Source organism: Streptomyces poriferorum, from assembly GCF_019399235.1.
Classification (GTDB): Bacteria; Actinomycetota; Actinomycetes; order Streptomycetales; family Streptomycetaceae; genus Streptomyces; species Streptomyces poriferorum.
Genome location: NZ_JAELVH010000101.1, coordinates 1 through 20,834 on the forward strand (window position 1 = coordinate 1; position 20,834 = coordinate 20,834).

Sequence of the window (20,834 nt, forward strand, 5' to 3'; positions counted from 1 at the left end):
CCTGGGTGTACGGGTCGTCGGCCGCGGCCGACGACCCGTACACCCAGGCCTTCCTCACCCAGTACGGCAAGATCAAGGCGTCCGCCAACGGCTACTTCAGCCCGGACGGCCTGCCGTACCACTCGGTCGAGACCCTGATGGTCGAGGCGCCCGACCACGGTCACCAGACCACGTCGGAGGCCGTCAGCTTCTGGATGTGGCTGGAGGCCGCGTACGGACGGGTGACCGGTGACTGGGCGCCCTTCAACGCGGCCTGGGCGGTGGCCGAGAAGACCATCATCCCCCAGCACGCCGACCAGTCCACCGCCGACGCCTACAACCCGTCGGCCCCCGCGACCTACGCCCCGGAGCACCCGCTGCCCAGCGGCTACCCCTCCGCGCTGGACCCCGCGGTCAAGGTCGGCACGGACCCGCTCGCCACCGAACTCGCCTCGTCCTACGGGACGATGGACGTCTACGGCATGCACTGGCTGATGGACCTGGACAACGTGTACGGCTACGGCAACAAGCCGGGCACCGGCGGGGAGTCCGGGCCGGGCGCCGGGGCCTCCTACATCAACACCTACCAGCGCGGCGCGCAGGAGTCGGTGTGGGAGACCGTCCCGCAGCCCACCACCGACCTCTTCAACTACGGCGGCCCCAACGGGTACCTCGACCTCTTCGTCGGTGACGCCAGCTACGCCAAGCAGTGGAAGTACACCAACGCGCCGGACGCCGACGCCCGCGCGGTGCAGGCCGCCTACTGGGCGTTCCAATGGGCCTCGGCCCAGGGCAAGGCGAGCCAGGTCTCGGCCTCGGTCGCGAAGGCCGCCAAGATGGGCGACTACCTCCGCTACGCCATGTTCGACAAGTACTTCAAGCGGGTCGGCGACTGCACCGACCCCACCTCCTGCCCCGCCGCCACGGGCCGGGACTCCCAGCACTACCTGCTGTCCTGGTACTACGCCTGGGGCGGTGCGGCGGGCGGCAGCGGCGGCGGCTGGGCCTGGCGCATCGGTGACGGCGCCTCCCACCAGGGCTACCAGAACCCGCTCGCGGCCTGGGCCCTGTCCAACGTACCGTCGCTGACCCCCAAGTCCGCGACGGCCAGGTCCGACTGGTCCAAGAGCCTGACCCGGCAGCTGGAGTTCCTGACCTGGCTGCAGTCGAGCGAGGGCGCGTTCGCGGGCGGCTGCACCAACAGCTGGGAGGGCAGCTACAGCAAGCCGCCGGCCGGCACGCCCACCTTCTACGGTATGGCGTACGACTGGCAGCCCGTCTACCACGACCCGCCGAGCAACAACTGGTTCGGCTTCCAGGCCTGGGGCATGGAGCGCCTCGCCGCGTACTACCACGAGACGGGCAACGCGTCCGCCGAGGCAGTGCTGTCCAAGTGGGTGGCGTGGGCCTCGTCCGAGACGACGGTGGGCGCCGACGGCAGCTTCCGCTTCCCGTCCACGCTCAAGTGGACGGGTCAGCCCGACACCTGGGACCCGGCCTCGCCCGGGGACAACGCGGGTCTGCACGTCTCGGTCGTGGACTACGCCAACGACGTCGGTGTGGGCGCCGCGTACGTCAAGACGCTCACGTACTACGCCGCCAAGTCGGGCGACGAGGACGCCGGGGCGCTGGCCAAGGCGCTGCTGGACGCGATGGCGCTGAACGCCACGGACAAGGGCATCTCGGTGCCGGAGACCAGGAAGGACTACAACCGCTTCAACGACGAGGTGTACATCCCGGCCGGCTGGTCGGGCACGATGCCGAACGGCGACACCATCGAGCCGGGTTCGACCTTCATCGACATCCGCAGCTGGTACAGGGACGACCCGGACTGGCCGAAGGTGCAGGCCTACCTGGACGGCGGCGCGGCCCCCACCTTCACGTACCACCGGTTCTGGGCGCAGGCGGCGCTCGCGCTGGCCTTCGCGATCTACGCGGAGCTGCTGGTGGAGGGCGGCGGCGAGCCGGGCGGCGACACCGAGCCGCCGACGGCTCCGGCCGGGCTGGCCGTGACGGCGACGACGAGCAACAGCGTGTCGCTCTCCTGGTCCGCCTCCACCGACAACGTCGCCGTGACCGGCTACGACGTCTACCGCAACGGGGTCCTGGCAGGCAACGCCACCACCCGGACGTTCACCGACACGGGCCTCGCCGCCGCGACCGGGTACAGCTACGCGGTCGCGGCACGGGACGCCGGCGGCAACACCTCGACGCTGTCGGCCGCGGTCACCGCCACCACGAAGTCGGGCGGCTCGACCGGCACCGGCGCGGTGAAGATCCAGTACAAGAACGCCGACTCGTCCACGACCGACAACCAGATCCGGCTGGGGCTACAGGTACTGAACACGGGCAGCGCCCCGATCGACCTGTCGACGGTGAAGGTGCGCTACTGGTTCACCTCCGACGGCGGGCCGAGCACCTTCGGCACGTACTGCGACTACGCCGCACTCGGCTCGTCCAACATCACGCACTCGGTGGTCGCCGTCTCCAGCCCGAAGACGGGTGCCGACCGCTATCTGGAGGTCGGCTTCACCGGCGGTGCCGGCACACTGGCCGCGGGTGCGTCGACGGGCGAGCTCCAGCTGCGGCTCAACAAGAGCGACTGGTCCAACTTCAACGAGGCCAACGACTACAGCCGGGCCACCAACACCGCGTACGCCGACTCCTCCAAGGTCGGGGCCTACGTCGCCGGCACCCTCGCCTGGGGCGTGGAGCCGTGACCGGCCCGAGACTGCCGGCGCTGGCGGGGGCGGCCGCGGCCCTCGTACTCGCCGCCGCTTCGATGCTCACCGGAGCTCCCGTCGCATCGGCGGCGCCGGTGACCGACTGCACCCAGTGGGGCACCACCGAACTGCGGGGCGGGGAGTACCTCTACCAGCAGAACGAGTGGAACTCCGAGGCCGAGCAGTGCGTCAGCGTCGACCCGGACACGGGCGCCTGGAGCGTCACCAAGTCCTCGTTCTCCCTCCCGACGAACGGCGCCCCGGCCACGTACCCCTCCAGTTACAAGGGCTGCCACTGGGGGGCGTGCACGACGGACAGCGGGCTTCCGCTGCGCGTCGACGAGCTGGGCAGCGTGACGACCGACTGGTCGACCACCCAGGTCGACTCCGGCGCGTACAACGTCTCGATGGACATCTGGTTCAACTCGGCGCCGGTCACCGACGACCAGCCGGACGGCACCGAGGTGATGATCTGGATGAACCACCGCGGGGGCGTCCAGCCGATCGGGTCACGCACCGCGACGGTCCAGCTCGACGGCCGGAACTGGGACGTGTGGACCGGCCCCGGCGCCTCGGGCTGGAAGGTGATCTCGTACGTCCTTCAGGGCGGCGCCACCGAGCTCGCCGACTTCGATGTGAAGGGCCTGATCGACGACGGCGTGGGCCGCGGGTCGATCAACCCGGCGCACTATCTCATCGACGCCGAGGCCGGGTTCGAGATCTGGCAGGGCGGACAGGGCCTCGGAATGAACGGGTTCTCCTTCGAGGCGAGCACGGAGCCCGGTGGCGGCGGGGGCGACACCCAGGCGCCGACGGTGCCGGCCGGGGTGACCGTGACCGGTACGACCGCCAGTTCGGTCTCGCTGTCCTGGACTCCGGCGACGGACAACACCGGCGTCAGCGGGTACGACGTCTACCGCGACGGGGTGAAGGCGGGCTCCACCGCGTCCACCTCGTTCAGCGACAGCGGTCTCACCCCCTCGTCCTCGCACAGCTACACCGTGCGGGCCAGGGACGCGGCCGGGAACGTCTCCGCGGCCTCGGCCGCGGTCGGCGCCACCACCGCGGCAGGGGGCGGCGGGAGCACCGGTGCGCTCAAGGTGCAGTACAAGAACAACGACGCGTCGCCCGGCGACAACCAGATCAGGCCCGGCCTCCGGCTGGTCAACACCGGCACCACGGCGGTGGACCTGAGCAAGGTCTCCCTGCGCTACTGGTTCAGCGGTGAGTCCGGCTCCGCCTCGTACGGCACCTCGTGCGACTACGCGGTCATCGGCTGCGGCGCGGTCACTCACCGCGTGGCACAGTCCGGTGCGGCGGCAACCGGCGCGGACCACTACCTGGAGGTCGGTTTCACCGGCGGCAGCCTGGCCCCCGGAGCCTCCACCGGGGAGATGCAGCTCCGGTTCAACAAGGCCGACTGGTCCTCCTTCGACGAGACCGACGACTACAGCAGGGCCGCCAACACGGCCTTCGCCGACGCCTCGAAGGTCGGGGTGTACCTCAACGGCGCCCTGACCGCGGGCACTGCCCCGTGACCGGCCGTTGAACGGCCGGCCACCCGACGAACTCCCGATGGCGGGCTATCCATTCACCCCGCTGTGCCCGCCATCGGGGAACCACCAGCGTCCTCACCGACGCTCCACCCGGCTCACCGTCTCCGCAGACGGCGTCCCGGAGCGACACCCCCACAAGCCGTCTGCGGGAGTTTCCGCAGACGTACGAGAGGAATACGGAGCCGCAATGAGTACCAGAGGCACGATCATGCACGGGCTACGCCGGAGGCTTGCCGCAACCTCCGCCCTGGCCATGGGCGCAGCACTGATGGTGGCGATACCCACCCCCGCCTCCGCAGCCGCGCGGGTCGACAACCCCTATGTGGGCGCCACGGCATACGTGAACCCGGACTGGTCCGCCAAGGCGAACGCCGAACCGGGTGGCGCCGCCATCGCAGACACGCCGGCCTTCGTCTGGATGGACCGCATCGCGGCCATCGAGGGTTCGGCCTCCGCGATGAGCCTGCGCGAGCACCTGGACACCGCGCTGGACCAGGGCGCGGACCTGTTCCAGGTCGTCATCTACGACCTGCCGGGCCGCGACTGCGCCGCGCTGGCGTCCAACGGTGAGCTCGGTCCCACCGAGCTCGACCGCTACAAGAACGAGTACATCGACCCGATTTCCGAGATCCTCGCCGACCCGGCGTACGCGAGCCTGCGCATCGTCACCATCATCGAGCCGGACTCGCTGCCCAACATCGTCACCAACGCGGGCGGCACCGCCGGTTCCACGGATGCCTGCGCGACGATGAAGGCGAACGGGAACTACGAGAAGGGTGTCGGCTACGCCCTGCACACCCTCGGCGCCATTCCCAACGTCTACAACTACATCGACGCCGCCCACCACGGCTGGCTCGGCTGGGACAGCAACATGGGTCCCGCCGCCACGGAGTTCAAGAAGGCCGCCACTTCCGAAGGCGCCACGGTCAACGACGTGGCCGGCTTCATCGTGAACACGGCCAACTACTCGGCTCTCAAGGAGCCGAACTTCAAGATCACCGATTCGGTGAACGGCACCACCGTGCGCCAGTCGAAGTGGGTCGACTGGAACTATTACACCGATGAGCTGACGTTCGCCCAGGCGCTGCGCACCCTGCTGGTGAGCCAGGGCTTCAACTCCAACATCGGCATGCTGATCGACACCGCCCGCAACGGCTGGGGCGGCTCCGCACGACCCACCTCCGCAGGCCCGCTGACCAGCGTGGACGCCTACGTGAACGGCGGCCGGGTCGACCGTCGGATCCACGCCGGAAACTGGTGCAACCAGTCCGGCGCCGGAATCGGCGAGCGTCCCACCGCGGCCCCCGAGGCCGGGATCGACGCGTACGTGTGGGCCAAGCCCCCGGGCGAGTCGGACGGCAACAGCGCCCCCGTCGAGAACGATGAGGGCAAGGGCTTCGACCGGATGTGCGACCCCACGTACGAAGGTAACGGCCGCAACGGCAACAGCATGACCGGCGCCCTGGCGAACTCCCCGCTCGCGGGTCACTGGTTCTCCGCGCAGTTCCAGGAGCTCGTGAAGAACGCCTACCCGCCGATCGACGGCAGTGGCAACCCGGGCGGCGGCGGCGACACCCAGGCGCCGACCGCGCCGACCGGTGTGACCGCGACGGCGAAGACCAGTGGCAGCGTCTCGCTGTCCTGGACGGCGTCCACCGACAACACCGGAGTGACCGGCTACGACGTGTTCCGCAACGGTGTGAAGGTGGGCTCGACCACCACGACCTCGTACACGGACTCGGGTCTGTCGGCGTCGACCGCGTACACCTACACGGTCAAGGCAAAGGACGCGGCCGGTAACGTCTCGGCGGCCTCCTCCGCACTGTCCGCCACCACGTCCGCGGGCGGCGGCACCGGAACCGGCACGCTCAAGGTCCAGTACAAGAACACCGACTCCTCCGCGACCGACAACCAGATCCGGATGGGTCTGCAGCTGGTCAACACCGGCAGCACCGCGGTGGACCTGTCCACGGTGAAGCTGCGCTACTGGTTCACTCCCGAGGCCGGGGCCTCCACCTTCGGTACCTCGTGCGACTGGGCGGTCATCGGCTGCGGCACCCTGACGCACAGCGTGAAGACCGCCGGTTCGGCGGCCGGCGCCAGCCACTACCTGGAGGTCGGCTTCGGCAGCGGCACCCTGGCGGCGGGCGCGTCCACGGGCGAGATGCAGCTGCGGCTGAACAAGAGCGACTGGTCCAACTTCAACGAGGCGGACGACTACAGCCGTTCGACCGTGACGAGCTACGCCGACGCGTCGAAGGTCGGCCTGTACATCACCGGCGCGCTCGCCTGGGGCACCGCGCCCTGACCCCGCCGTCCTGGCCCCGCCGCCGTCCTGACGCGGTGACGGGGCCAGGACCCGGGAATCCCAACGGACCCGCCCCCTGCCGGAGAACCGGCAGGGGGCGGTGTCGTGCGGGCGGGGCGTTCAGAGCACGGCGGGCACCGTGATGCCGGCCGCGTCGGCGGCCGCGGACAGCTGCTGCCAGACCTTGGGAGCGACCGCGATTCCGTGCTCACCGCGCAGGGCGGCCGTGGCGGCGCTGCGTTCGCCGGGGTAGAAGACCCCGTCCGCTCCGTCCGCCGGCGGCAGTTCCTTGAGGGTGCCCAGGGTGGTGTCCACCGAGGCGAGGAAGGCCTCCGGGTCACCGAAGGCCGCCGGGTCGATCGCCACCAGGAGCGCGTTCTGCCGGTGCTTGCGGCCCTGGGGGTCGTCCGAGTGGAAGGCCGAGAAGATCGGCGCGCCGACGAGCACGCTGGTGATCAGCTCGAACGCGAGGGACATGCCGGAGCCCTTGGCACCGCCGAGCGGCAGCGGCATGACGGCCTCGGCCGGGTCGGTGGTGGGCGTGCCGTCGGCGGTGGCCGCCGCTCCTTCGGGCAGGGGCGTGCCGCTCGCCTTCGCCTGGCGGATCTTGCCCAGCGCGATGGTGGCAGTGGCCATGTCGAGGAGCAGCGGGGCGCGGTCGGCCGCGGGTACGGCGATGGCGAGGGGGCTGGTGGCCACGGCTGCGCCCTTGACCCCGGTGTAGCCCATGTTGGGCATCCCGGAGACGAAGCCGATTCCGACCAGGCCCTGTTCGGCGATCTTGGACACGTAGTAGCCGATGGCTCCGGTGTGCACGGTGTTGCGCACGCCGACGGAGGCGATGCCGGTGGTCCGGGCCCGGTTCACGGCTTCCTCGGCCGCGGCGGTGAGGGCGACCGGTCCGGGGGCACGGTCCGCGTCCAGGACGGCGGCGCCCGGTGTGGTGGACTCGACGCTCGGCTCGGGCCGGGCGTTGGCGACGCCCTTGGCCAGGAGCTCCAGGTAGGCGGGGACGCGGGCGATGCCGTGGGAGTCGACGCCGCGCTGCGCGGCCCAGACGAACACGTCAGCGGTGGTACGGGCGTGCTCGGGGCCGAGGCCGCCGGTCTCCAGGAGAGCGGCACAGAAGGTGCGCAGGTCCTCGGCGGGAACCAGGGGCTTCCCCGTCCCGGTGGTCGCTGTTTCGGTCATGGGTGGTTCTCCTGGGGAGTCAGCGGGTGACGAGGACGTCGACGACGGCGGTGGTGCCGTCGGCCACGGCCTTGAGGGCCCGTTCGAGGGCGGGGCCGAGTGCGTCGGGTGTGTCGACGGTCTCGGTGTGCATGCCGAACGGTTCGGCGAAGGCGGCGAGCCGGGGCAGCCGGTGCAGATCGGTGCCCAGCCACTCGCCGGTCTCCGCGGCGGCGCCCTCGGGGTAGAACCGGCGGTGGTTGAGGTTCATCGACTTGTAGACACGGTTGTTGAACACCACGATCAGCACGGGCACGTCGTATGCCTTCGAGGCGTCGTACGACGGGATGACCGGGTTGTAGGTGAAGGCGCCGTCGCCGATGGTGAGGACGACGGGCCGGTCGGGGGCGGCGAGTTTGACGCCCAGCGCGACCGCCATGCCCTGGCCGAGCCCGCCCTGCACATAGAAGTACGAGTCGGGGGCGTCGGTGAGCAGATGGCGCCTGACGGTGCGGCTGTGGGTGATGGTCTCGTCGACGACGACCGCGTCGCGGCCGTCGAGCAGGGTGCGCAGGGTCGCCGCCACCAGCACCGGATCGATCCCTTCGGCGTCCTTCGCCCTGCTCTCGGCGAGGGCCACCGCAGTCCGCTCGGCGGCGTGGCGCTCGTCCTGGGCCGCGCGTCGCGCCGCGACGGCCGGCTCGTCGAGGTCCTTCGCCCTCCTGGTGAGCTGGCGCAACGTGTTCGTCACGTTGCCTTCCAGGTAGCGGTCGGCGAAGAGCACCTGATAGACGACGTGCGGGCGCTGCGGCACCTCGTCGATCACGACGATCTCCGCCTTCGACGGGCGGCGGCTCGGCGGGTAGAACGGGACCCGGCAGTTGACCAGCAGGATGAGGTCGGCCTCGTCCATCCACGGCCCGATGTCACTGCCGGCGTGCAGCGGATGGGTGCGGGGGAAGTTGGCGCAGACCGCGGAGTCGGGTTCCACGACCGGGATGTTCCATGCCTCGGCGAAGGACAGGAGCGCCTCGAATCCGCCCTCCTCGCGTCCCGCGGTCTCGGTGACGATCACGGGGCTGACCGCCTCGCGGATCATCTGCGCGACCGGATCGATCTCTTCCGGCGAGCTGTGCGTCGAGCCCGGCGGGACGACTGGCTTGGCCTCGCGCCCGTCCCACTCCTCCAGCAGCACTTCCAGCGGGATGTTGAGGTAGGCGGGGCCGGCGGGGGTCCGCCGGGCGAGCTCGGCGGCCCGGGTGATCATCGTGGGCAGGGTGTGCACGCTGGCGGCCTCGTTGGACCACTTGGTGAACGGCTGGGCCACGGTGTGCGGTCCGCCCACGATCGACAGATTGCGGTACCACTGGCCACCGGGGTCCTGGCCCGCCCCGTCCCCGTACGTGGTCGACTCCGAGGAGCTGACCACCATCGGGACCCCGGCGAGCAGTGCCCCGTGGACGGCCATCGATCCCTGGAGGAGGCCGGGGGCCGCGTGCAGCAGCACGGCCTGCGGCCGCCGCTTGACGAGGCCGTATCCGGTGGCCATGCCGACCGCCACGGTCTCGTGGGTGAGGTCGAGGTAGTGGGGGCAGGCGATTCCGTCGCGGTGGCGGCGGGCCAGGGACTCCCACACCGGGGCCCATTCGGACCCCGATGAGCAGAAGATGTAGTCGGCGCCGACGGCGGTACAGGCCGAGACGAAGGCATCCCCGCCGTCGGCGCCTGGCGTGTTCATGGTGTCCGTCATCTCGGTGTGTCCTCAGCCCTCGATCGGCCAGTCGAGGACCTCGGCGATGCCGCGGCCCATCATCCATTCAAGCTCCTCGGGCGTGAAGTCCCAGTGCTTGGTGAACTGCTCGATCGTGTCGGTGTAGCTGATGCCGTGGCCGAGGAGGCGGGTGATGTCCGTGCCGTAGAAGCAGCGCTGCGGTCCCATCCGGTCGACCATCGCGCGCACGTACTGCTCGATGTTGCCGTTCGGGAAGGGCTGCGTCGAGTAGCCCGGCAGCGCGGAGAGCTTGACGTAGATGTTCGGGTGCTGGTGCAGGTCTGCGGTCTCCTGGACCCAGTACCCGATGGCGTCGTCGACGCAGCGGGCCATGATGCCCATGTGGTCGATGATGATCTTCAGGTCGGGGTGCCGGCCGGCGATCTCGCCGAGCTCCTTCTTCCAGATCGGAGCATGCACCATCGTGGGGGTCTTCAGCTCTTCGGCGACCGGCCAGTACCAGTCGTTGGTGCCGTCGATCATCCAGTTGCGGTCCTGCGGCCGGTGGAAGGTGAGCCGCGTTCCCTTGATGTGCGGGTTCTGGGCGAAGTCCTTCAGCATGGCCGTGCCCTCTTCGGGCTTGTTCTGCGGGATGCGGGCCATGATCCCGAAGCGGTCCGGGTGGGCCTCGCACGCCTCCAGGGCGTAGTCGATCCGGTCGCCCTCCCAGGACGGTGGGAGGATCAGTGCCCGGTTGACGCCGGCCTCGTCCATCAGCTCGAGGGCCTCCTCATAGCTGAAGGCCTCCTCACGGTGGCCGTTGAGGCGGATACGCTCGCGGGCTCCTGGGACCCAGGGGCGGTCCGGGGTCTCTTCCTTCCAGATGTGGATCTGGGTGTCGACGACGAACATGGCGTTGCCTCTTTCGTTCCGAGGGGTGGTGGGGTGCTACGGATGAGACGTTAGGCGGCCGGAGCGGCTCTGCCGATATCCACGCGCGCAAGCTGTTGTTGCATGAATAGCCGCAGTACAGACGCGAGTTCAGGCTGCGGAACCGGCACCGAGAACGTGGTCCGTGATGTGTTCGGCGATCGCCATCGAGGACGTCGCCGCGGGCGACGGCGCGTTGCGCACGACGGTCACCGCGCCGACCCGGTGGATGCGGAAGTCGTCGACGAGCGACCCGTCGCGGCCCAGCGCCTGGGCCCGCACTCCGGCGCCGCCGCGCCGGACGTCCCCGGCGCCGATGCCCGGTACGTACCGCTTCGCCGCCGTCATGTAGGCGCGGGACGACAGCGAGCCGCGCATCTCCTTGATGCCGGTGCGCCAGTGCTGCCGGGCCAGGTGCCAGGTGCCGGGGAAGGCGGCGATGCGCAGGAGTTCGCGGACGTCTACCTGGGTGCGGCGGTATCCCTCGCGGGCGAGGGCGAGGACTGCGTTGGGGCCGACCTCCACCTCGCCGGTGACCCGCCGGGTGAAGTGGACACCGAGGAACGGGTAGCGCGGATCGGGTACGGGATAGATCAGCCCGCGCACCATGTGTGCCTTGCCGGGGCTCACCGTCATGTACTCGCCGCGGAACGGGATGATCCGGGGTTCGGCCCCGTCGTCGGCGAGTTCGGCGACGGTGTCGCTGTGCAGTCCGGCGCAGAGCACCAGGCGGTCCACGGTGACGATGTCGTCGCCGGACGCCACTTCCAGGCCGCCGCGGTCGAGGCGGGTGACGCGGGTGACGGGGAAGCCGAGACGTACCTCGCCGCCGGCCGCGACGATGTCGTCGGCGAAGGCGCGGGCGATGGCGACGTAGTCGGTGACCGCGGTGCGCGGGGAGTGGATCGCGGCCCTGCCCACCGCGTGCGGTTCGATGTCGCGGATCTCGCCGGCCGTCACCTTGCGCACGCCGGGCACGTCGTTCGCCCGGGCGTTGGCGTAGAGGTCGTCCAGGCGGGTCAGTTCGTCGTCACCGACGGCGACGACGAGCTTGCCGGACTCCTCGTAGGGCAGCGATCTGTCCTGGCAGTACTCGCGCAGCAGCGTGGCACCGCGAGTGCAGAGCCGGGCCTTGAGGCTGCCCGGCGTGTAGTAGATCCCGGCGTGGACGACCCCGGAGTTGTGGCCGGTCTGGTGGGCGGCTACGCCGGCTTCCTTCTCCAGGACCACGACGCGGGTGCCGGGGCGGCGCAGGGCGATCTCCCGGGCGGTGGCAAGGCCCACGATGCCTGCGCCTACTACGCCGATCGTCTCGTCAGCCATCGGCCCCTCCTCATTCTGTTCGGACGTGCGGGCGGTTCGGACGTCATGCGCCGAAGTGGATCGCGACGGTCTTGACGCGGGTGTAGAAGCGCAGGGCTTCGGCTCCCTGCTCCTTGAAGGGCGAGCCGGAGTCCCGGAACCCACCGAAGGGGTGGTGGACGTCCCAGCCCGGAGTCGTGAGGTTGACGGCGATCTGCCCGCACTCGGCCCGGTCCGCGAAGCGATGCGCGGCGCCCAGGTCCCGGGTGAAGAGGGCGGCGGCGAGCCCGAACGCGGAGTCGTTCACCGCGTCGACGGCCTCGTCGAACGAGTCGACGGCGCGCAGCGCGAGAACCGGGCCGAACACCTCGTCGCGCCAGATGTCCATGGCGGGCGTGACGTCCGCGAGGACCGTGGGGCGCACGAAGCAGCCGTGTTCGGGCAGTTCCTCCCCCGCGCCCTTCGCTCCGGCGATCACGGTCGCGCCCTGCTCGACCGCTCCCGCGACTGCCGCGAGCACGGCGTCGCGCTGACGGGCACCGGACAGCGGAGCCATCGTCGTCCCGTCGTCGAGGCCGGGGCCGGTGCGCAGGGCGGCGACCTCGTCGAGAAGCAGCTTCGTGAACTCCAGGTACACCTCCCGCTGCACGATCACACGGCTGGTGGCGGTGCACCGCTGGCCGGCCTGGCCGAAGGAGGCCGCGGCGACGGTCCTCGCGGCCTTGGGCAGGTCGGCGTCGGAGAGGACGACCGAGGCGTTCTTGCCGCCCAGTTCGCCCTGGAAGCGGATGTTGCGGACGGCGAACCGCTCACGCAGCCGGTCGCCGACCGCGTTGCCGCCGGTGAAGGTGACCGCGGCGATGCGCGGGTCGCCCAGGAGCGCCTCGCTGATCTCGGCGGTACGGCCGGTGATGACGTTCAGTACGCCCGCGGGCAGCCCCGCGTCGTGCAGGGCGCGGGCCAGGTGGAGTCCGGAGACGGGGGTCTCGGTCGCGGGCTTGAGGACGGCCGCGTTGCCGGCGGCCAGTGCGGGCGCCAGCTTGCGGGCCGGGGTGATCAGCGGGTCGTTCCACGGGGTGATGGCCAGGACGACCCCGAGCGGCTCCTGGTGGGCGCTGGTGCGGGTGTCCGGCCGGACGTCGTGGAGGAGCGTGCCGTAGCCGCCGCGGCCCACGAGCAGTCCGTAGTACTCCAGGAAGTCGGCGGCCTTGAGTGCCTCGCCGCGCGCTTCGGCGCGGGTCTTGCCGTTCTCGGTGGTGATGTCGGCGGCGATCTCCTCGACGCGCTCCCGCAGCAGCCCGGCCGCGCGGCCCAGCACCGTGCTCCGCTCCAGGGGGCTGGTGCGCCGCCACAGGACGGCGCCCGCCTCCGCGGCGTCGTAGGCGCGGGTGACGTCCTCGGGACGCAGCGCGGGGACGCGGAACGCGGGGGCGCGCAGGTCGGCGGGGTCGTGCACGTCGATCCACTCGCCGGAGGCCTCCCACTGACCGCCCAGGAGGGTTTCCACGGTTCGCATCACAATCACTTCTCTCGTTCGCCGCGATGCGGTCGTCGCGGTCGCGGATCCGGTTTCGGGGAACCGGATGTACGACACACCATCGGAGGGCGGCACGGACAGAGCCGGGGCGGCAGTCATTGGTTGCGCGCCGTGAGGGCCGCGGCCTGCGTGATCCGTGCTGGAATCGGCTGGCCGGAGCGCAGTCGCGCACCCCGCAGGACCCGAGGAGAGACACCCATGGCGTACGCCGTCTTCGCCCACTACCGCTGCGAGCCCGCCGACGAGGCGACGGTGCGGGACGCGCTGCTGAAGATGCGCGAGCACACCCGCGACGAGCCCGCGAACCGGGAGTACGAGGTGCACGCGCAGGAGGACGTGCCGGGCGGCTTCGTGCTGTACGAGGTGTACGCGGACCGGGCGGGTTTCGACGCGCACGCCGCCACGGACCATTTCGCGGAGCTCATCGTCGAGACGGTGCGTCCGCTGCTGACGGACCGGACGGTGACGTTCGCCGAGCGTCTCTGAGCGAGCGGTGCCGTGAGGGCCGGGAAGCGCTGCGGTGCTTCCCGGCCCTCACGGCGTACGGTCAGAACTCGTTGCCCCAGCAGTAGCGGGCCAGCGTCTCGACCAGGACCAGCTTGCGGCGCTGCTCCTCCATGGTCAGCAGGGGGCTGCCGGCGGTGTCGGCGAAGCCGCGGGAGGGCGAAAGGGCCATGTCCTCCAGGTCCTTGACCTCGGCGGCCGCGTCGATGCGCGTCAGCACCGTGTCCAGTTCCTCGATCGCGGCGACCCGGGGGTCGACGACGCCCAGACAGGCGTCCCGGTCCTCGGGCAGTGCGGCCAGGAGGTCGAGTTCGCCCGCCGTGCCCCGGTCGAACGGCAGCACCCAGCGGTCCGCCGGCACAGCCGTGTAGAGGCGCGCGGCCCCGGCCCGGTCCACCTGTTCGGGGGCGGTCCAGCCCGGGCAGATGCCCACCCGTACGCCTTCGGGACGCTCACCTGGCGCTACCGCCAGGGCCTCCACGGCCAGTGCGTCCTCGAAGGAGAGCGCGGTGGGTGCGGCGGCCCCGGTCGAGGTGTGGGCAAGCAGCAGCGGGTTGTTGAGCTGGATGAGCTTCACCCCGCGGGCGACCAGCAGAGCGATCTCGCGGTGGATGATCTCGGCCAGCGCCTCACCGAGCTCCCGGGCCGAGGCGGGGCCGCCGGCGCCGGCGAGGCCCGGGTCGAAGCACGTGGCGGCGAGATAGGCCGGTGAGGGCAGCGACACCTTGGGCGCGATCACCGTCAGCTCGGCGAACCGCGCCGCGCCGTCGGCCATCGGCGGACCGTCTGCCTTCGGAGGGGCCTCCGCCACCCAGCGGGCCAGGCCGTCGGTCTCCTCGCCGGTGCGCCGGAATCCGGAGACGCGGTCGAGCACGACGCTGCGGAAGTCCTCGCGCGGGAAGTCGCCGTCGGTGACCACGGTGGTGCGCAGCCTGCGCTGGAACGTCACCGCTTCCTCGACCGCCGCTCGCTCGGCCTCCTGGAGTGCGTCGGCCCCGGTCTCACCCCGTGCGTACTGTTCGCGGGCGGTCAGCAGGGCCGCGGGGCGGACCAGGCTGCCGTGGTGGTCGATGCGGTAGTTGAACGTGTCCGCCATGACTCACTCCTTACCGGTGGGCTTGCCGGGGACGCCCCAGGCGGGGAACTCCAGTTCGTAGCCGAGGGTTTCGAGGATCTCGTCGGCGATCTGCTGGTCCTCGTCGGCGGTGCCGCCGGCGATGCCGAGGCCGCCGATGATCACACCGTCCTTCTTGACGGTGACGCTGCCGTCGGCGGCCATGATCGGCATGGCCGCGCCGGGCAGCTGGGAGAGCTGGGAGAAGAAGACCGGCTGGCTCTCCTGCCACTTCTTCAGCATCTTTCCCGGCCGCTGCATCACGGCCGCGGTGTACGCCTTGGCCCGGGCGATGTCAGGAGTGAGCGGCCTGGCGCCGTCCGAGCGGCGGATGGTGACCGGGAACCCGCCGGCGTCCACGACGGCGACGCTCACGGCCTTCCCGAGCGCCCGGGCGCGCTCGATGACGGCGTCGGCGATCGCATCGGCGGCGTCGAGGCTGAGGCTGCTCATGCTGCTTCCTTCGGGCTGGTCATGCTGATTCCTTCGGTGCGGTGAGGGTGCGGCGCAGATGGGCGACGGCCGCGTTGTACTGCGCGGGCGTCTCCCAGTACATGGAGTGCGGGGCGCCGGGGACGATCTCCAGGTGGGAGCCGGGGAGCAGTTCGTGGGCGCGGGTGACGGTCTTCACGCTGAGGACCGCGTCCTTCTCGCCGGCCAGGAAGGCCACCTTCACGCCGGAGTCCCGGATGTCGTCCAGGCTCGGTCCGTCGGTGTCGAGGTTGCGCAGGTCCGCCATCTTCGCGACGTTGAAGGTGCCCATCTGCTGGAACAGGAAGGTGAGATCGGCCCGTTCCTGCTGGAACCTCTTCGTGAGCAGCCGGTCGATGACGGGCAGTTTGACGGCCTCGGCGCGGTCGGCGGCGGCCAGCTCGGTGAGTTCCGGGTGGCTGATGCCGCCCAGGGAGTGGCCGAGCACGGCGGCGGACACCCGGTCGGGGCGCTGGAGGGCGCCGCGCAGGGCGGCGACGGAGCCGATGGACTGGCCGACGACCATGACGTCGGTCAGCTGCTCGGCCTCCAGGACGGCGACGACGTCGCCGGGGAAGTCCTGCCCGTCGAACTCGGGCATGGACGAGTCGGATTTGCCGAAACCGCGCAGGTCGACGGTGACGACCGTGAACTCGTCACGGAGTGCGGCCACTTGCTGCCACCAGGCGGCGTGATGGCCGCCCGATCCGTGCACGAAGAGGATCGCGGGGCCGCTGCCGTGGCGTTCGTAGTAGATGGAGGTGCCGTCGGAATCGGCGTGGGGCATGGGACATCTCCTCGCAAGGACCGGTCAGTTGGGGCGCTTGCCGTGGAAGACCAGCTCGATCATGGTGTGGTCGGGGTCGTGGATGTAGCAGAACTTGGACTGGTTCTCCGGGCGTTCGATCGGGCGGGTGTGCCGGATGCCCAGTTCCTTCAGGTGCGCCATGAAGTCGTCCCAGTCGTCGACCTCGACGGCGAAGTGGTACGGCGCCATCCGCTCCATCTCCTCGACCGGGGTGAAGTGCAGGTCGAAGTTGCCCCGGGTCATGAGGACCACGCGGGTGTTGGACTTGGGCATGATCCGCTTCATCCCGAAGACCTTGGCGTACCACTCCGCGGTCCGGTCGGGGTCGGTGGTGGGGAAGTTGACGTGGTGGATGTAGCGGGGTTCCCTGCTCATGGCTCGTTTCCTTTCGGTGGCTGCGCGTGGCGGACCGGGGGTGCCGCCTCCTCGTGAACGGGGTTGGCCAGGACGCCGATGCCGCTGATCTCGACCTCGACCGTGTTGCCCGGTTCCAGTCCGCAGGTGGACTCGGCGCCCATCCACAGGACGTCGCCGGGCTGCAGGGTGAGGTAGCGGGTCATCTCGACGATGTAGTCGTACGGGTCGAACACCATGCCGCCTGTCGGGAAGGAGGCCCGCACCCGGCCGTCGACCCGCAGGGTCGTTGTCTGGGCGAGTGCGTCCACGTCCGTCTCGATCCACGGCCCCATCGGTTTGAAGGAGTCGGCGTTCTTGCTGCGCCAGAAGGTGCGGTCCTCGTGCTGCCAGGTGCGGGCGCTGACGTCGTTGCCGATCGTCCAGCCGAAGACGGCGTCCCTGGCCTCCTCGTGCGTGGCGTGACGCAGGGTGCGGCCTATCACGGCGACGAGTTCGGGTTCGGCCTCGAATCTGCCGGTCACCTCCCGCGGCTTCACGATGGGCGAGAGGTGGCCGGTCAGCGCGTTGTTGGCCCGGTATCCGATCTCCGGCCGCTCGGGCATGACCGCGGCGGTGTTGCCCAGCGCGCGGGCGTGCTCGATGTGGCGGGTGTAGTTCAGCCCGACGGCGTAGAAGACGGGCGGGACCACGGGCGGCAGCCACACGGCGTCGGCCGTTGCCACGGTGCCGATGACGGTGGGCCGCCCGGCCAGCGGTGACTCGGACAGCAGCTCGACGTGTTCGTCGTGGACGCGGCCCCACACCGCCATCCCGCCGGCCGCGACACGTGTGTATCTCATGGTGTTCAGCCGGCGAGCAGGTGGGAGACCCGCTTGGTGACGAGGTAGCCGTCCAGTCCCTCCGGGCCGCCCTCGCGCCCGTAGCCGCTGTCCTTCATTCCGCCGGAAGGGGCTTCGTGGACGGAGCCACCGCAGTGGTTGACCGACACGATGCCCGCCTGGAGTCCGCCCGCCAGGCGTTCGGCGGTGGCCGCGGACTCGGTGAATCCGTAGGCGGCGAGTCCGTACGGAAGGGAGTTGGCCTGTGCCAGGGCCTCGTCCAGTTCGGTGAAGGAGACGATGGGGGCGATCGGGCCGAACGGCTCCTCGGTCATCACGAGTGCGTCGGCGGGGACGTCGGTCAGGACGGTGGGCGGGTAGAAGTAGCCCGGTCCCTCGACGCGCTCGCCGCCGAGGGCGACGGTCGCGCCGCGGGTCACGGCGTCGGCGGTGAGACGTTCCATCGCCGCCAGCCGGCGTCCGTTGGCGAGCGGCCCCATGGTGGTCGCCGTGTCGAGCCCGTCACCGACCCGCACGCCCTCGGCGGCCTTCACGAACGCCGCGGTGAACTCCTCGACGAGGCTCTCGTGGACCAGGAACCGGCTCGGCGACGTACACACCTGCCCGGCGTTGGCGAATTTCGCGCCGGCTGCGCGGCGGGCCGCGACGGCCGGATCGGCGTCGGCGCAGACGATGACCGGGGCGTGCCCGCCGAGTTCCATCAGCGAGGGCTTCATCCGTGCACCGGCGTCGGCGGCGAGCAGCTTGCCGACGGGTACCGAGCCGGTGAAGGCGACCAGCCGGATGACCGGGTGGGCGATGAGCCGCGCGGAGACCTCCGCCGGCTCGCCGAAGACGAGGTTGAGGGCTCCTGCCGGGACACCGGCGTCCTCGAAGCAGCGCACCAGCGCGCAGGCCGTCCCCGGGGTTTCCTCCGACGCCTTGATGACGATCGAGCATCCCGCGGCGAGGGCGGCGGAGATCTTCCGCATCGGAGAGCCCGCGGGGAAGTTCCACGGCACGAAGGCGGCGACAGGGCCGATCGGCTCGCGCCGCACCGTGAGGACGGTGCCGGGGGCGGCAGGGATGATGCGACCGTAGGCGCGGCGGGCGTCGTCGGCGTGCCAGCGCAGTGAGTCGGCGACCCTGCATACCTCACCGGCGGCTTCGGCGAGCGGTTTGCCCTGTTCCACGGTCATGATGCGGCCGATGGTCCCGGCGCGTTCCGTGGCCAGGCCGGCGGCGGCGTGCAGGATCGCGGTGCGGCGGGCGATCGGGGTGTTGCGCCAGATCTCGAAGCCGTCGTCGGCGGCCTCGGCGGCGCGGTCCAGGTCGGCGGGTGCGGCCAGGGGAACCTCGCCGATCACCTGCTCGGTCGCGGGGTTGACGACGGGGAAGGTCCGTCCGGTGCTGCCCTCGCACCACTCGCCCGCGATGAACATGCGGACGGGCGGGTAAGCGTGCTCGGTGGTCATGGGTGGGTGCCTCTCGGGAAAACGGGGGGGAAGTGTCGGTTCAGGAGGCCGGGGTGTGCCGGTCGTCCCGGTTGGAGCGCAGCGACCAGATGGTGTGCGGCGGCGCGGTCGCGTGGACACGGGTCTCGAAGGTGTCGTCGACCCGGTCCATGTCGCAGGCGTACTCCACGCGGCCTCCGCACGGGGCGTGCAGGAACCGGAAGACGTTGGAGCCGATGGTGTGCCGGCCCAGCTTCCGGGCCTCGCGCCAGCCGCGCTCGATCATGTGATTGCCGCCTTCGACCACGTCGTCGAATCCGGGTACCTCGTACGCGACGTGGTTGACGCCCGCCCGGTCGGGGCGGTGGCACAGCAGGAAGGTGTGCTGGTCGTCGTCGCCGGGCGCCTGCATGAACACGCCCATGGGCTCGACGACATCCGTCGGCCGGAAGCCGAGGAGGCCGGTGTAGAAGGCGACGGCCTGCTCCCGGCCCTCCTTGGCGATGTTGAGGGCGACGTGGCACATCCGCAGCGGCCGGACCTGTCCGACCGTCTCCAGCGGGGCGTTCCAGCGGGTGATGTCACCGGAGACGTTGGCGGCCCGGGAACCGTCCGGCAGGGGCCTGGGCCTGGCAAGAGTGAGGCCCACCCCGAAACCGGACATGTCGACGGTGCGGTGGATCCCGTCGGGGGTGCTGTGTACGGGGCGGTCCGCGCGCACCGCGTCCGCGATCCGCTCCAGCTCCTCGGCGGTGTCGACGCCCCACACGACCTCGCGGAGGGTGGGGCCGTCCTCGACCGGGGGCGGGAGCAGCGGTCCGGCGCAGGTGTCCAGGTGGACGGTCTGGCCGGCGAGGGTCTCGAACACCGCGTGCTCGTCGGTCCGTTCCACCAGGAAGAGCCCGAAGTCTTCGAAGAACCGCACAGACTCCTCGAGTACCTCGACACTGTAGGTGACGGATTCGATTCGCTGGATCCCCATGGATTCCTCACTTCGGATGATGCGTGCATGCGGACCGATACCCGTTCCCGGCGATCCTAGATTTGCCGGGCGCATGCCTCAACGGTCCTGCCGTGCAGGCTCTGCAATCCTTGATTGCACGCCATGCGGCCTGGTGCTCACATGTTTTCAGGAATGCGCGGAATGGGATTCTTGGAAAACCATTCGGTAAGGAATTCGAGGAAGACTCCGACTTTTCGGGGCGTGGACGGGCCGGGTCCGTAGATGGCGAAGAGCGGGCGGTCGGGGACGCCTCGTTCGGGAAGGAGGATCTCCAGCGCCCCGGACAGCAGGTCGTCGTAGGCCGACCGCTGGGGCAGCAGCCCGATGCCGCGGCCGTGGACGGCGGCTTTCTGCAGCGCGATGTAGGAGTTGGACGAGAACGCGACGTTGCGGATCTTGTGCAGCGTGGAGGCGTGTCCGTGGCCGATGCGCCAGACCGGGTCGTTGACGTGTACGAGGCAGTCGTGGGAGGCGACGCCGTTGGGCTCGGCCAGCGTCCCGTGGCGCTTCAGGTACGAAGGGGCGGCGCACAGCATGAAGGGCAGGGATGCGATCTTCTTGAGGCGTACGCCGGAGTCGCGCAGATCCCGGGTGTGGAACGCGACATCGAAGCCGCCCTCCAGGAAGTCGTAGGTCCGGTCGGACATTCCACCGAGTTCGAAGCGCACCTGGATCTTCGGATGTGCCGCAGAGAATGCGGCAATGGCGTCACCCAGATCGAGGCTGCCTATCCATTTCGGGCAGCTGATACTCAGCGCCCCTTCGGGGCGGTCGTGAAGGTGGGCTATGGACGCGTCCTCGGTCTCTATCTCCCCGAGAATGCGTATGCAGAAATCCGCGTATCTCTGCCCCTGCTCGGTCAGGCTCACCGAGCGCGCGGTGCGATGGACGAGGCGTACGCCTACCTGTCGTTCCAGTTCGGCCACGTGCCGTGACACCAGTGAGCCCGACGAGCCCAGTTTCTTGGCGGCTCCGTTGAAGCTGCCCGTCTGGGCGACGGTGACGAAGCTGTGCATGACGAGCAGGCGGTCCATGGATCCTCCGGACGGCCCCGGGGCGGGTGGACCCGGGGCCGGTCGTCCGGAGGAT

17 protein-coding genes are annotated in these 20,834 nt (G+C 70.4%); 4 read left to right on the top strand and 13 right to left on the bottom strand.

The features are described 5' to 3' along the window. From JGS39_RS18775 to JGS39_RS18785, 3 genes are all read left to right on the top strand, one after another. Window positions 1–2,699: glycoside hydrolase family 48 protein (locus JGS39_RS18775; protein ID WP_219570320.1), on the top strand; the 2,699-nt coding region annotated here is incomplete at its 5' end. 62 nt (window positions 2,700–2,761) lie between these two features. Then, window positions 2,762–4,240, top strand: a complete 1,479-nt coding sequence (locus JGS39_RS41920; RefSeq protein WP_443742897.1) for a cellulose binding domain-containing protein — start codon at window positions 2,762–2,764, stop codon at window positions 4,238–4,240. Between the two features lie 205 nt (window positions 4,241–4,445). Further along, the gene (locus JGS39_RS18785; RefSeq protein ID WP_219570321.1) at window positions 4,446–6,566 is read left to right on the top strand and encodes a glycoside hydrolase family 6 protein; all 2,121 of its coding nucleotides are present in this window, start codon (window positions 4,446–4,448) and stop codon (window positions 6,564–6,566) included. A 120-nt stretch (window positions 6,567–6,686) separates the two neighbouring features. Here the strand turns inward: JGS39_RS18785 and JGS39_RS18790 are convergent, their stop codons facing one another. The 5 genes from JGS39_RS18790 to JGS39_RS18810 form a co-directional block, all read right to left on the bottom strand. After that, entirely contained in the window at window positions 6,687–7,757 is a 1,071-nt protein-coding gene (locus tag JGS39_RS18790; RefSeq protein WP_219570322.1) for an Ldh family oxidoreductase, read from the bottom strand. Between the two features lie 19 nt (window positions 7,758–7,776). Beyond that, window positions 7,777–9,486, bottom strand: a complete 1,710-nt coding sequence (locus JGS39_RS18795; RefSeq protein WP_219570323.1) for a thiamine pyrophosphate-dependent enzyme — start codon at window positions 9,484–9,486, stop codon at window positions 7,777–7,779. A gap of 12 nt (window positions 9,487–9,498) precedes the next feature. Then, entirely contained in the window at window positions 9,499–10,359 is an 861-nt protein-coding gene (locus tag JGS39_RS18800) for an amidohydrolase family protein (protein WP_219570324.1), read from the bottom strand. Between the two features lie 129 nt (window positions 10,360–10,488). After that, the gene (lhgD, locus tag JGS39_RS18805; protein ID WP_219570325.1) at window positions 10,489–11,700 is read right to left on the bottom strand and encodes an L-2-hydroxyglutarate dehydrogenase; all 1,212 of its coding nucleotides are present in this window, start codon (window positions 11,698–11,700) and stop codon (window positions 10,489–10,491) included. A gap of 43 nt (window positions 11,701–11,743) precedes the next feature. Beyond that, the gene (locus JGS39_RS18810; RefSeq protein WP_219570326.1) at window positions 11,744–13,195 is read right to left on the bottom strand and encodes an aldehyde dehydrogenase family protein; all 1,452 of its coding nucleotides are present in this window, start codon (window positions 13,193–13,195) and stop codon (window positions 11,744–11,746) included. Between the two features lie 219 nt (window positions 13,196–13,414). Here JGS39_RS18810 and JGS39_RS18815 point away from each other — a divergent pair, with 219 nt between their 5' ends. Further along, window positions 13,415–13,702 carry a putative quinol monooxygenase gene (locus JGS39_RS18815; protein WP_219570327.1) on the top strand — a complete coding sequence of 96 codons (288 nt, stop codon included), beginning with the start codon at window positions 13,415–13,417 and terminating at the stop codon, window positions 13,700–13,702. Window positions 13,703–13,763: 61 nt separating this feature from the next. Here the strand turns inward: JGS39_RS18815 and JGS39_RS18820 are convergent, their stop codons facing one another. The 8 genes from JGS39_RS18820 to JGS39_RS18855 form a co-directional block, all read right to left on the bottom strand. Beyond that, window positions 13,764–14,816 carry a uroporphyrinogen decarboxylase/cobalamine-independent methonine synthase family protein gene (locus JGS39_RS18820; RefSeq protein ID WP_219570328.1) on the bottom strand — a complete coding sequence of 351 codons (1,053 nt, stop codon included), beginning with the start codon at window positions 14,814–14,816 and terminating at the stop codon, window positions 13,764–13,766. A 3-nt stretch (window positions 14,817–14,819) separates the two neighbouring features. Further along, a complete protein-coding gene (locus JGS39_RS18825; RefSeq protein WP_219570329.1) occupies window positions 14,820–15,287 on the bottom strand; it encodes a GlcG/HbpS family heme-binding protein in 468 nt (155 codons plus the stop codon). Window positions 15,288–15,306: 19 nt separating this feature from the next. Beyond that, window positions 15,307–16,092, bottom strand: coding sequence for an alpha/beta fold hydrolase (locus tag JGS39_RS18830; RefSeq protein WP_219570330.1), 786 nt, complete (start codon window positions 16,090–16,092; stop codon window positions 15,307–15,309). 24 nt (window positions 16,093–16,116) lie between these two features. Next, complete coding sequence (locus JGS39_RS18835; protein WP_219570331.1) at window positions 16,117–16,488, bottom strand: VOC family protein; 372 nt, start codon at window positions 16,486–16,488, stop codon at window positions 16,117–16,119. Beyond that, the gene (locus JGS39_RS18840) at window positions 16,485–17,309 is read right to left on the bottom strand and encodes a fumarylacetoacetate hydrolase family protein (RefSeq protein ID WP_219570332.1); all 825 of its coding nucleotides are present in this window, start codon (window positions 17,307–17,309) and stop codon (window positions 16,485–16,487) included. Before JGS39_RS18840 ends, JGS39_RS18835 begins: the two co-directional genes overlap by 4 nt. A 5-nt stretch (window positions 17,310–17,314) precedes the next feature. Next, window positions 17,315–18,763, bottom strand: coding sequence for an NAD-dependent succinate-semialdehyde dehydrogenase (locus tag JGS39_RS18845; RefSeq protein WP_219570333.1), 1,449 nt, complete (start codon window positions 18,761–18,763; stop codon window positions 17,315–17,317). A 40-nt stretch (window positions 18,764–18,803) separates the two neighbouring features. Then, window positions 18,804–19,724: a VOC family protein gene (locus tag JGS39_RS18850; RefSeq protein WP_219570334.1), complete on the bottom strand. Its 921-nt coding sequence runs from the start codon at window positions 19,722–19,724 to the stop codon at window positions 18,804–18,806. A gap of 137 nt (window positions 19,725–19,861) precedes the next feature. Then, a complete protein-coding gene (locus tag JGS39_RS18855; protein ID WP_219570335.1) occupies window positions 19,862–20,779 on the bottom strand; it encodes a LysR family transcriptional regulator in 918 nt (305 codons plus the stop codon). Window positions 20,780–20,834: the final 55 nt, after the last annotated feature.